The sequence below is a fragment of the Geodermatophilus sp. SYSU D01105 genome (assembly GCF_054050095.1).
In genome coordinates, this window is sequence record NZ_JBJGYR010000011.1 from 23,087 (window position 1) to 35,413 (window position 12,327).

Consider the following 12,327-nt stretch of genomic DNA (forward strand, 5'->3'; position numbering starts at 1 on the left):
GGGACCCCCCGGCGCGGTCACCGGTCGCCGTCGGGCGGGGTGAACTGGCTGACGGTGGACCCGGCGCCCTGGGAGTCGCGCAGCACCGCGTTCCTCGTCCACACGTCGTCGGACGAGGTCACCGTCGTCGCACCGAGCCGCTCGGCGACGGTCTCGTCCCGGTCGGCCACGGTGGACGTGACGTGCCAGGAGGCCGGGCCCCCGGCGGCACCACGACCAGCCCGCCGATCACGTCCGCCAAGCCGGGCGGGGCCGGCGATCACCGTTCCGCCGAGCCGGGTCACAGCCGCGGCCCTGGTGTCCGCGGGACGGCGTCGGTCAGCGTCCAGCCGAACAGGCCGGCGTGTCAGCGGGCGGCCGCGTCGGGGTCGGGCTGCTCGGTGTCGATCCAGCAGGGAGCGCCGTGCGGTGTGTCCGCGGCGCGGTCACCCCGCGGGACGGGACCGCCGCACCGCGACGGCCCCGGGCGCGGCCGCGCCGACGCGGCGGGCGAGGCGGACGCCCCGCCGGACCAGGACCAGGCCCGAGACCAGCGCGACTCCGCCGCCGAGGAAGGCCACGGCGCCGGGCACCGCCTCGCCGGTGGCGAGCAACACCGACCCGGCCAGGACGGCGAGCAGGACGAGGGTCGACCGCAGCGAGGACCCGCCCCGGGCACCCGAGGCGCCGTCCACCGGCGAGCCGCAGTTGGACAGGTCGGGGTCGCAGTCGGGCGTCAGCGCGCTCATCGCGGGGTGCCGGTCTGCTCCGGGACAACGCCCATGCGCGCCTCCTCCTTCGAGGGCCCCACCACACCGGTCCGCCGACGTGATGTCCGTCACAGCCGACAGTACGGCGGCGGCCACTCCCCGTTCAAGGGCAGGAGGAACCGCCGCCGTCTGCCGACTGGCGTCAGCTGGCCTTCTTGCGGACCCGCTTCTTCGGCGCCGCCGCGGCCGCCACGGCCTCGGGGTCGAGGAGCTTGGCCAGGTACCGGCCGGTGTGGCTCTCCGGCACCGAGGCGACGAACTCCGGCGAGCCCTCGGCGACGACCGTGCCGCCGCGGAACCCGCCCTCCGGGCCCATGTCGATGAGCCAGTCGGCGCTCTTGATGACGTCGAGGTTGTGCTCGATGACGATGACCGAGTTGCCCTTGTCGACCAGGCCCTGGAGCACCAGCAGCAGCTTGCGGATGTCCTCGAAGTGCAGGCCCGTGGTGGGCTCGTCGAGGACGTAGATGCTGCGGCCGTTGCTGCGCTTCTGCAGCTCGCTGGCCAGCTTCACCCGCTGCGCCTCACCGCCGGAGAGGGTGGTGGCCGGCTGGCCGAGCCGCACGTAGCCCAGACCGACGTCGGTGAGGGTGCGCAGGTACCGCGCGATGGCCGGGATCGCGGCGAAGAAGTCCGCGGCCTCCTCGATGGGCATGTCGAGGACCTCGGCGACGGTCTTGCCCTTGTAGTGGACCTCGAGGGTCTCCCGGTTGAACCGGGCGCCCTTGCACACCTCGCAGGGGACGTAGACGTCCGGCAGGAAGTTCATCTCGATCTTGAGCGTGCCGTCACCGGAGCAGGCCTCGCAGCGGCCGCCCTTGACGTTGAACGAGAACCGGCCGGGCTGGTACCCGCGGATCTTCGCCTCGGAGGTCTGGGCGAACAGCTTGCGGACGTGGTCCCAGACGCCGGTGTAGGTGGCCGGGTTGGACCGCGGGGTCCGCCCGATCGGCGACTGGTCGACGTGCACGACCTTGTCCAGCTGGTCGAGCCCGGTGATGGTGCGGTGCCGGCCGGCCACCAGCCGCGCCCGGTTCAGCTGGTTGGCCAGCGTCGTGTAGAGGATGTCGTTGACCAGCGTGGACTTGCCCGAGCCGGACACCCCGGTGACCGCGACCAGGCAGCCGAGCGGGAAGGCGACGTCCAGCCCGCGCAGGTTGTTCTCGCGGGCGCCCTTCACCACCAGCTCGCGGCCCGGCGTCGGCTCGCGGCGCTGCTGCGGGATGGCGATCTCCCGGCGGCCCGACAGGTACTGCCCGGTGAGGGACTTCTCGCTGGCCAGCAGCTCGGCGACCGTGCCGCTGACGACGACCTCACCGCCGTGCTCGCCGGCGCCGGGCCCGATGTCGACCACCCAGTCGGCGGTCTTGATCGTGTCCTCGTCGTGCTCCACGACGATGAGCGTGTTGCCCATGTCGCGCAGCCGCACGAGGGTCTCGATCAGCCGGGTGTTGTCGCGCTGGTGCAGCCCGATCGACGGCTCGTCGAGGACGTAGAGCACGCCGACCAGGCCGGAGCCGATCTGGGTGGCCAGCCGGATGCGCTGGGCCTCACCGCCGGCGAGGGTGGCCGCCGGCCGGTCGAGGGAGAGGTAGTCCAGCCCGACGTCGACGAGGAAGGACAGCCGCGCCTGGATCTCGCGCAGCACGCGGTCGGCGATCGCCTTCTCGCGCTCGCCGAGCTCCAGGGCACCCAGCCACTGCGCCGCCTCGCCGATGGAGAGGTTGGTGACCTCGGCGATCGAGCGGCCGTTGAGCTTGACCGCGAGGATCTCCGGCTTGAGCCGGGTGCCGTGGCACACGGGACAGGGCACGTCGCGCATGTAGCCCTCGTACTTGTCCCGCATGTAGTCGCTGTCGGTGTCCTCGTGCCGGCGCTCGAGGAAGGGCAGCACGCCCTCGAACGCGGCGTAGTAGCTGCGCTCGCGGCCGTAGCGGTTCTTGTAACGGACGTGCACCTGGTCGGGCGAGCCGTGCAGGACGGCCTTCTGCACCTTGGCCGGCAGCCGCTCCCACGGGTCGTCCATGGAGAAGCCCAGCTGCTGGGACAGGCCGGTGAGCAGCCGGGTGAAGTACTCGTTGCTCATCGACGTCGACCACGGGGCGATGGCGCCCTGCGCCAGGCTCTTCTCCGGGTCGGGGACGACCAGCTCCGGGTCGACCTCCTTGCGGGTGCCGATGCCGGTGCACTCCGGGCACGCGCCGAACGGCGAGTTGAAGGAGAACGACCGCGGCTCGAGCGCCTCGAAGGAGAGCCCGTCGTCGACGCAGGCGAGGTGCTCGGAGAAGGTGCGCTCGCGGTACGGGTCGTCCTCGGGCAGGTCGACGAAGTCGAGGACGACCAGGCCGCCGGCCAGGCCCAGCGCGGTCTCGACCGAGTCGGTGAGCCGCCGCTTCGCGCTCTCCTTGACGGTGAGGCGGTCGACGATCACCTCGATCGTGTGCTTCTCCTGCTTCTTGAGCTTCGGCGGGTCGGTGAGCTGGTGGACGACGCCGTCGACGCGCACGCGGGAGAAGCCCTGGGTCTGCAGCGAGCTGAACAGGTCGACGTACTCGCCCTTGCGGGCGCGGACGACGGGGGCCAGCACCTGGAACCGGGTGCCCTCGGCCATCCCCAGCACCTGGTCGACGATCTGCTGCGGCGTCTGCCGGGAGATGGGCTTGCCGCAGTTCGGGCAGTGCGGCTGCCCGGCGCGCGCGTAGAGCAGCCGCAGGTAGTCGTAGACCTCGGTGATCGTGCCGACCGTCGACCGCGGGTTGCGGTTGGTCGACTTCTGGTCGATCGAGACGGCGGGCGAGAGACCCTCGATGAAGTCGACGTCCGGCTTGTCCATCTGGCCGAGGAACTGCCGGGCGTAGGCCGACAGCGACTCGACGTACCGCCGCTGGCCCTCGGCGAAGATGGTGTCGAAGGCCAGGCTGGACTTCCCCGAGCCGGACAGCCCCGTGAAGACGATCAGCGCGTCACGGGGCAGGTCGAGGTGGACGTCCTTGAGGTTGTGCTCGCGGGCGCCGCGGACGACGAGACGGTCCAATGTGATCCCTGTCGGTCAGCCGGGCCGGCCGGTCGGTCCGGGGCCCGCGGTGGAGGTGTCGAGGTGTCGGTACGGACAACGCCGTCACCGTCCGGGCGCAATCCGTGACGACGGCGACGTTGCCGGCGGCGGGAGGTGCTCAGACGGGAGCCGGGGACGGGGCGCCCGCGGGGTCGAAGACCGGCGCATGACGACGCCAGGGCTGCCGACGCTCCAGCTCTCCGGCCAGCCAGAGTAGTCGCCTCTCCGCACCCGGGGGGCCGACGAACTGGACCGCCAGCGGCAGCCCGTCCGGCCTGGTCCCGGCGGGCAGCACCAGTGCGGGCAGGCCGGCCAGGTTCCAGGCCGCCGTCCACGGGGCCCAGCGCGCGTTGGCCGTGACGTTGGCGAGGAACGAGCGCTCGTGCCAGGGCCGGGCCGGCAACGGCGGGCCGGTCGTGACCGGGGTGAGCAGCACGTCGACGTCGGAGAGGAACGCCACCACCTGCTCCCGGAAGCGCTCGGCGGTCCGCGGCCGCACCAGCCCCGCGGCGCGCACCCACCGCCCGAGGCGGGCATGGGTCCGGCTGCGCCGCTGCAGGTCGGCCAGGGGGATCCCGAGGTGGGCGGCGTCGTCCGCGGCGCCGGCCAGCCACCGGGCGACGGCGCCCGCGGCGGCCGCGGGAGGGACCGGGGGGTCGCGGCGGACGACGGTGTGGCCCGCCGTGGTGAGCGCGGTGGCCACGCGCTCCACCGCGGCGCGGGCGGGGGCGTCGGCCCGCACCCCGGGCACCGGCGACCGGGTGGAGACGGCGATCCGCAACGGGCGGCCGGGCGCCTCCGGGGGCACCGGCTCCTCCCCCGCCAGTACCGCGTGCGCGAGCGCCAGGTCGGCCACCGTGGTGGCCAGCGCGCCGTTCTCGGCCATGCCCGACCAGTCGTCCGCGCCGATGCCGGCCGGCACCGCGCCGCGGCCGGGCTTGAGGGTCACCAGCCCGCACGCGGCGGCGGGCAGCCGCAGCGAGCCCATCCCGTCGTTGCCGTGGGCGAGCGGCACGGCGCCCGCGGCCACCGCCGCCGCGCTGCCACCGGAGCTGCCGGCGGGCGAGCGGGAGGTGTCCCACGGGTTGCGGCTCACCGCGCCGGGGCCGTCGGTCGAGGCGTAGAGGCACAGCTCCGGGGCGCGGGTGAGGCCGACGACGACCGCACCGGCGGCCCGCAGCCGGGCGACCACCGGGTGGTCCTCCGCCGCCCGGCGCGCCGGACAGGCCGGCGAGCCGTCGGTGCAGGCCTCCCCCGCCACGGCCACGTTGTCCTTGACCGCGATCGGGACCCCCGCCAGGGGCAGGGACGCCCGGCCGGGCGCGGCGTCGACGGCGGCGGCCTCGGCGAGCGCCGCCTCGCGGCGGACCACCCGGAAGGCGCCCACCCGGGGCTCGACGTCGTCGAGGTGGGCCAGGTGGGCCCGGACGACGTCGACGGCGGAGAGCTCCCCGGAGCGCACCCGGGCGGCCAGCTCGGTCGCGGGGAGGCCCACCACCGTTCCGCCCGGAGCACCGACCGGCAGACCTCCGCTAGCGTCCATGTCAGGACCGTATCCGCGGCCGCCGACACTTCTCGAACGGAGTCTGGGGATGAGCTCGGGGACCTACACCGGGGACGTCGAGGTGGGCGGGCCCGCCGACGTCCGGGAGCTGCCGGGGCTGACCATCAGCAAGATCGCCGTGAGCGAGATGGCGAACAACGCCTACCTGCTGCGAGACCCGGAGACCGGCGAGGCCCTGCTCGTCGACGCCGCCGCCGAGCCCGAGACGCTGCGCGCGTTCATCGGCGACGCCGACGTCCGCACCGTCGTCACCACCCACGGGCACTGGGACCACCACCGCGCCCTGCCGCAGGTCGTCGAGGCCACCGGCGCGACGACCGTGGCCCACCCCGCGGACGCCGACGACCTGCCGGTGCCCGTCGACCGGCCGGTGGAGCACGGCGACACGGTCACGGTCGGCAGCCAGACGCTCGAGGTCGTCCACCTGCGCGGGCACACGCCGGGCAGCATCGCCCTGGTCTGGCGCGGCCCCGGCGACGCCGGCACGCACGTCTTCACCGGCGACAGCCTCTTCCCCGGCGGGGTGGGCAACACGCAGCAGGACCCGCAGCGGTTCGCCAGCCTGATCGACGACGTCGAGCAACGGCTGTTCGGCGTCCTCCCGGACGACGCCTGGGTCTACCCCGGCCACGGCAGGGACACCACGATCGGCGCCGAGCGCCCGCACCTCGGCGAGTGGCGGGAGCGCGGCTGGTAGCGGCTGCGACACGGACGCTGACGCGCTGAGCCGGGTCGGCGGCCGAGGAGACCGGTGGGCGCGGATCCGGCCGCGTCACCGGGGCCGGGGCCTGCGACCCCGGCCCCGTCACCGAGACCGGTCAGGCCATCGCGCCGGTCCGGACCTCCTGGCGCGGGATCGACGGGACGCCGGCGCCCGTCCACGCCCACATGGTCCAGTGGTAGCTGCCGTCCTCCTCGACCTCGTACTCGAGGACGTCAGCGACCTCGGCGAGACGGCTCAGGGCACCCGTCGCCGACGGGCACGAGCCCCACACGCCGAAGCTGGCCTGGTGACCGGGGCCCGTCCGGCGGCCAACCCCACCGCCGACCCAGTCGGCGACGTCTCCGGTGTCGGTGATCATCAGCACGTGGCCCTCACCGGCGAGGACGCCTCCGGGGCGGAAGGTCTGCCGATAGGTGCCGGTGTCGGTGATCTCCCGCCCCAGCAAGGTCCCGCGCCCCTGGAAGGACACCTCCAGCCAGACCTGGTCTCCTTCCGAAGGCAGGACTCGGATGCTCGTGAACTTCCCCGAGGCCCCACCCAGACGCTCACCCAGCATCGCGCACACCTCCTCGGGTCGAACTCACGCGTCGCGGCCACGAGCCCGGCCGCAGTCGACGGTCGTCGCCTCGCGAGTCGCGGAGGACTCCACGCCTCGGCACCCGCGGTGTCCAACTCACCGCTGGGTGCGCCGGGATGCTCGTCCTGTGCGGACGGCCGAGCAACCACCCGCTCTCCGCGCCACCCCCGGACGACGGGCGGGTCGGCCCGGCACCGCCATCCACGTGCACCGCATCACCCTTGGTGAGGCCGGGGCTCGGGCGGGGCGCCCGGAGCCCTGACGGCCCGGCGACCGCCTCTTCCCGAGCGGGGTGGGCAACGCCTGGGTCCTCCCGGCTCACGGCAGGGACCCCACGATCCGCGCCGAGCCTCCGCACCCCGGGGAGTGGCGAGCCCGCGGCCGGTGGGCCCGCCGGCTGGGGGGAACGGGCGACTCGATGGGGGAACCCCGCTACCGGGTGCAGGCACCGTCCACGCGGAAGACCGCGCCCGACACCGGCCGCAGGGACACCGACGTCACCTTCCGGCCGTTCCCGTCCACCGTCCCCCGGGGCGGGACGACGGTGACGGTGGCCTGCGTGGGGTTCACCGCCGCCCATCCCGAGGCGAACCGGCGGGTCCAGACGCCGGACGGTTCCCGGACGGCGTCGGCGGCCGGGCCGAGCGGGATCGTCATCTCGTCGAGCGCCTCCGGCTCGCTGTAGTCCCCGGCCGGCGTGGTCGACGGGGTCCAGAAGTCCCGTTCGTCCCCGCGGACGAGGGTGCTGGCGTAGCCGTACAGGAGGGTCCTGGTGTCACCCCGCGCGGCACGGGTCACCGTGAGGGCGAGCCCGGGTGCGGTCAACTGCCCGGTCTGGGTCACCCACCCGGACTGGCCCCAGTCCCAGACGTGCCCGCTTCCCGGGTCGGTGCCCCAGTGCACGAAGTTCTCCTCCATGGCCCCGCCGAAGGCGGCGTGCGCCGCCCAGCGGCCCTCGTGCAGGCGCGCGTCGGAGACGTTGGGGACGAGCAGTCGGCCGTGCGCGCGCAGGGCCTCCCCCGCACGCGTCACGAGGCCGTCGAGCCCCCGCCGCACCTGCGCGTCCGTCTCCTCGGCCGACGTCGTCCCCGCGAGCAGTGCCGAGTCGTACCACCGCAGCGTCGACAGGTCGTTGTCGGCCAGGACGCCGTCCCAGCCGGCCGAGACGACCTCCTCGACGACGTCGTCCACCCAGCGCTGCTGGTACGCCGGGTCCCACACCGCCATCTGCCAGTGCCCCGGGTAGGGGTCCCACTCGATGCGCTCCCCCGCGCCGTCGACGGCGAACCAGGACGGGTCGGCCTCGGCGTGGCCCACGCCGGTCGGCGGCTGTGGCCCCGTGTGGTAGCTGCGGGTGCTGGAGAGGTCCTTGTAGACGAGGACGACCACGGAGGGGTCTCGTTGCTTGAGCCGCTCGAGGGCCCAGGTCTCCCAGGAGTTGAGGACGACGACGCCGTAACGGGAGGGCGCGGCGTCGATCTCCTGCTCGGTCGGTCGGTCGCCGATGGCGTACCAGAAGCCCCGCCGCTCGACGACGTCCCCCGCGCCGGTGCTCGCGGAGACCGGGCGGCAGGCCGCTGTCGCCGAGGTGTCCGGCGACCGGCCGGTGGAACCGCTCGGCACCGCGATGAGCGCAGCCGACAGCACCGCACCCCCCACCTGCCAGACCCTGCGCGTCCTCGAGAACCTGGTCACACCAGCAGGTGTCGACGGGTCGCGCCCCGGACTGGATCCTCCGTCCGGGTGAGCTGGAGCGGGCTCTCCCCCCACGTGCCGTCCGCCTCCGCCTGGACCAGGGCCTCCGCCTCACAGTCTGTGCCCACGTGGGACCGACATGCCGTTCAGCGAGCACCGGGACCTGGTCGAGTGGGACCTGCACCGGCGCGAGGAGCCCGCTCAGGGCCCGTCGAGCACCTCCGCGTAGACCTCGAGCATCTGCGCGCCACTTGCGTCCAGCCCGTGGGCGTCGGTGACGTGCCGGCGTGCCGCGGCACCCTCGCGTCGGGCGACAGCGGGTTCCCGCAGCCGGAGTGCGACCGCCTCCGCGAGCGCCGCCGCGTCCTCGGCGGGCACGACGGCCCCCGCGTCAGGGGGCACGGCCTCCCGGGCTCCCGCCACGTCGGTGATCACGACGCTGCGGCCGCTGGCCCCTGCCTCCAGGGGGACGAGGGCCATCCCCTCCCAGCGGGACGGGACGACGACGACGTCGGCTGCCGCGTACCAGTCCCGGGGATCGGGGCTGTTGCCGACGAGGACGACGCCCCCACCGGCCGTGGCCGCCAGCCGTTCGCGCCACGGCCCCTCCCCCACGAGGGCCAGGCGCGCGTCCGGCACGGCCCCCCGGATCGCCGGCCAGGCCGCCAGCAGCACGTCCTGCCCCTTCTGCTCGCTGAGCCTGCCGACGCACACCGCCAACGGCCCGTCGCCGAGCCCGAGCCCGGCGCGTGCCTCGTCGCGGCTCCCCGGCCGGAACCGGTCGGTGTCCACCCCGTTGGGCACGACCCGGGCCTTGCCGTCCAGCGGGAGGCCCAGTTCTGCGGCGTCCCGGCACTCGGCCTCGCTGACGCACACGACCCGCTGGGCCCACCGCACCGCCCAGACCTCCCAGGCCACGGTGGCCCGCCGCAGCAGGCCCTGGACCGCCAGGAAGGACCAGGCATGTGGCTGGTAGACCGTCGGCACCCGGCCGCGGATCGCGAGACGGCCCGCGAGACCGGCCTTCGCGCTGTGCAGGTGGACCAGCGACGGACGCAGACCGCTGAGGATCCGTCGCAGCGTGGCCGTCTCCTGCGCCACCACGGGGCCGGGGCTGCGCCGCGCGGTCCAGGACACGTGCCGCGCCCCGCCCGCGACCGCCTCCGCAGCCAGCCACCCGTCGTCCGGGCAGACGACGGTGACGTCGATCCCGGCGGCCACCTGGTGGCGGACCAGCCCGACGACGCAACGGGCGACGCCCTCACTCGTCGGCTGGGCGACGTGGACCACGTGGACGGTCACCCGCGTGCCTCCGGCAGGTCCCCGAGCAGGGCTCGATAGAGGGCCAGGTGCTGCTCGCGGGTGGCCTCGACCGAGAACCTCTCCCGAGCGACCGCCGCGCCCCGTTCCCCCCACCGGGTGGCCTGGTCGCCGGTGGTGAGCTCCTGCAGCGCGCGCCCGAGCGCCGGAGCGTCCCCGGGTGGGACGACGATCCCCGCGCCGGCGACCATCTCCGGGATTCCTCCCACGTCGGTGGCCACCACCGGCTTGCCGGCGCCGAGAGCCTCGATGAGCACCAGCGGCTGCTGTTCCATGGCCGACGGGAGCACGAAGGCGTCCGACCCGGCCAACAGACGCGGCACGTCCGAGCGGAAGCCCAGGAAGGCCACCCGGTCTCGGAGGCCGAGCCGCGACGCGCACCCCTCGAGGTCCGCCCGTTCCGGGCCGTCGCCGGCCACCTGCAGGGTGACGTCGGGCGGCAGGGCGGCCCCCGCCATGGCCTCGAGGAGGACGTGCACGCCCTTGCGGCGCACGAGCAGCCCGACGAACAGCAGTCGTCGCACCGGCCCGGTCGGCACGGAGGCCGGCGGCAACGGCAGGCCGTTGTCGATGTGCACCACGCGGCCCGCGGGCACCCGCAGCCGCTCGCGCAGGAAGCGACCCATCGACGCCGCGGGGACGACGGTGCGGGTGACGGACCGCGCCACGAGGGCGTCGGCCGCCAGGACCGTGCGGGTGTAGCGCGAGGGTGCCTCCCCCCCGGTTCCGCGGAACCACGGCTCGGTCACGTCGTCAGGGACCCCGTGGTAGGTGTGCAGCACCGCCCCCGGCCGCCCCGCGCGCGCCGGCCCCCAGCCCATCCCGGCGCACACCAGGCCCGAGCGGCGGTCCTGCGCGTGCACGACGTCGGGCCGCCAGGCACCCAGCCGGCTCCGGGCCCGTCGGATGGCCCCGACCGCTCCCTTGCCCTCCACCAGCAGCTCGGTGTGCAGGGCGGCGATGCGCTCGGCACCCCGGGCCGGTCGGGGGCCGAAGACGCGGACGTCCCACCCGGGCACCTGGCTCATGGCCAGCGCCAGTTCGACCGTCACGTCGACCGGCCCACCACGGTCCTGGGTCAGCAGGTAGGCCAGGCGCCGGGCTCTTCCCGGACCGCTGCTCATCGTCGCGTCCCCCCTTCCCATCGAGCCGTCCGTGCCCCGGTCACCGTGCCGCCGCCATCCTGAGGTCCCGGACCAGCGGCCGGTCGAGCAGCACCAGGGCACCCAGGTAGGCGGCGAGCACGAGGACCCCGACCACCGCACCACCCACCAGGGAGGTGGCCGGAGGCAGCGCACCCGCCGCCCGCGCCACCTCGTGCACGACGGCGACGACGGCGGCGGCGGCCAGCGGCGCCAGGAGCGCCCGGCCGAGACCGGCCCCGAGCAGCCCTACCCGCCTCAGCATGACGGCGACCAGCAGGGCGGCCACCGCGACGGCCCCGACCTGGGCCCAGGCCACCCCGACGATGCCGAACCGGACCAGCGCGACAGCCGCGGCCAGCAGGACGAGCACGTGGACGACCTGGGCCCGGAGGTAGAGCCCGGGCCGGCCGGATGCCCGCAGGGCCTCGTGACCCATGAGCACGAGGCCCAGCAGGACGCTGTACACGGCGAGCACGCGCAGGACCGGTGCCGACCCCGCCCAGCGCGGGTCGATGACGACGATGCGGTCGGCGAGCAGCGCGAGGGCCAGACAGACACCGCCGGTGGTCGCCGCCACCACGTGCACGAAGCGCACCAGGGCGGGGGCCATCGCCGGCTCGCCCCCCGACTCCATGAGCCGCGCGTACAGGGGGAAGGCGACGCCGCCCAGCACCACGGCGCCCATGACGTAGGGGACGAACGCGATGCGGAAGGCGAAGGAGTACACACCCGTCGCTGCCTCACCCAGAGCCCGGGAGATGACGACGTAGTCGAGGTTCAGCAGCACGAGTCCCAGCACCGCTCCCGGGCCGGTGACGGCGGCCCAGCGGCCGGCGACCCGGGCGTGCGCTCCGGACCAGCGTGGCCGCAGCCGGATCCCGACCGCGACGCCGAGCAGGGGGGCCAGTACGGCCGTGGTCACCAGGCCGGCGACCAGCGACCACTCGCCCAGCCCGGCGGCCGCGGCCGCGACGGTCACCGCGGCTCCCGCCAGCGCGCTCCCTGCATCCGGGACCAGCCGTCTGCGGAAGTCGAGGTGCCGGTGCAGGTAGGCCATCTGGACGCCGGCCTGGGCGGTGAAGGGCAGGCTCAGCACGGCCACCCGCAGGAGGTCGGTCGCTCCGGGAGCGCCCGCCAGCCCGGCGATCTGCGGGGCCAGGACGACCGTCACGAGGGCGATGAGCGCGCCGAGGCCCAGGGACATGGTGGCGACCGTGCCGGCAAACCGGCGGGGGTCCTCCGGCGTCCGCGCGATGACGTCGTACACCCCCGCCGACTGGAGCACGAGCGCGAGGTTGAGCAACGCCACGGTGACGGTGACCGTGCCGAGCTCGCCCGCGGTCAGGAAGACCCCGAGGGCGAGGGTGACGACGACCTGCGACCCCTTGCTCAGCAGGTTGACCAGCCCGAGCCACAGCGCGCCCCGGGAGGCGGCGCCGGCCAGTCCCCGGCTCACGGGCGGCCCCGGTCCGCGCGTCGGTTCCCGCGGTGGCCCCTG

10 protein-coding genes are annotated in these 12,327 nt (G+C 74.9%); 1 reads left to right on the plus strand and 9 read right to left on the minus strand.

Annotated elements, in window-relative coordinates; genetic code table 11:
• Positions 1–17: 17 nt before the first annotated feature.
• The 4 genes from ACI79I_RS12115 to ACI79I_RS12130 all read right to left on the minus strand — a co-directional run bounded on the left by ACI79I_RS12115 (position 18) and on the right by ACI79I_RS12130 (position 5,347).
• A complete protein-coding gene (locus ACI79I_RS12115; RefSeq protein ID WP_456992586.1) occupies positions 18–170 on the minus strand; it encodes a hypothetical protein in 153 nt (50 codons plus the stop codon).
• 255 nt (positions 171–425) lie between these two features.
• On the minus strand, positions 426–728 hold the full coding sequence (locus ACI79I_RS12120; RefSeq protein ID WP_456992587.1) for a hypothetical protein: 303 nt from the start codon (positions 726–728) through the stop codon (positions 426–428).
• A gap of 163 nt (positions 729–891) precedes the next feature.
• A complete protein-coding gene (gene uvrA, locus ACI79I_RS12125; protein ID WP_456992588.1) occupies positions 892–3,783 on the minus strand; it encodes an excinuclease ABC subunit UvrA in 2,892 nt (963 codons plus the stop codon).
• A gap of 139 nt (positions 3,784–3,922) precedes the next feature.
• Entirely contained in the window at positions 3,923–5,347 is a 1,425-nt protein-coding gene (locus ACI79I_RS12130; protein WP_456992589.1) for an amidase, read from the minus strand.
• Positions 5,348–5,396: 49 nt separating this feature from the next.
• On the opposite strand from ACI79I_RS12130, the gene ACI79I_RS12135 reads away from it, so the two are divergent.
• The gene (locus ACI79I_RS12135; RefSeq protein WP_456992590.1) at positions 5,397–6,065 is read left to right on the plus strand and encodes an MBL fold metallo-hydrolase; all 669 of its coding nucleotides are present in this window, start codon (positions 5,397–5,399) and stop codon (positions 6,063–6,065) included.
• A gap of 121 nt (positions 6,066–6,186) precedes the next feature.
• On the opposite strand, the gene ACI79I_RS12140 is transcribed toward ACI79I_RS12135, so the two are convergent.
• The 5 genes from ACI79I_RS12140 to ACI79I_RS12160 all read right to left on the minus strand — a co-directional run bounded on the left by ACI79I_RS12140 (position 6,187) and on the right by ACI79I_RS12160 (position 12,285).
• Positions 6,187–6,648, minus strand: a complete 462-nt coding sequence (locus ACI79I_RS12140; protein WP_456992591.1) for a hypothetical protein — start codon at positions 6,646–6,648, stop codon at positions 6,187–6,189.
• Between the two features lie 453 nt (positions 6,649–7,101).
• Entirely contained in the window at positions 7,102–8,328 is a 1,227-nt protein-coding gene (locus ACI79I_RS12145) for a putative glycoside hydrolase (protein WP_456992592.1), read from the minus strand.
• Positions 8,329–8,565: 237 nt separating this feature from the next.
• A complete protein-coding gene (locus ACI79I_RS12150) occupies positions 8,566–9,666 on the minus strand; it encodes a glycosyltransferase (RefSeq protein WP_456992593.1) in 1,101 nt (366 codons plus the stop codon).
• Positions 9,663–10,808, minus strand: a complete 1,146-nt coding sequence (locus tag ACI79I_RS12155) for a glycosyltransferase family 4 protein (protein ID WP_456992594.1) — start codon at positions 10,806–10,808, stop codon at positions 9,663–9,665. The genes ACI79I_RS12150 and ACI79I_RS12155 overlap by 4 nt, the downstream gene beginning before the upstream one ends.
• Positions 10,809–10,848: 40 nt before the next feature.
• Positions 10,849–12,285 (minus strand): oligosaccharide flippase family protein, encoded by a 1,437-nt coding sequence (locus ACI79I_RS12160; protein WP_456992595.1) that lies wholly within the window; start codon positions 12,283–12,285, stop codon positions 10,849–10,851.
• Positions 12,286–12,327: the final 42 nt, after the last annotated feature.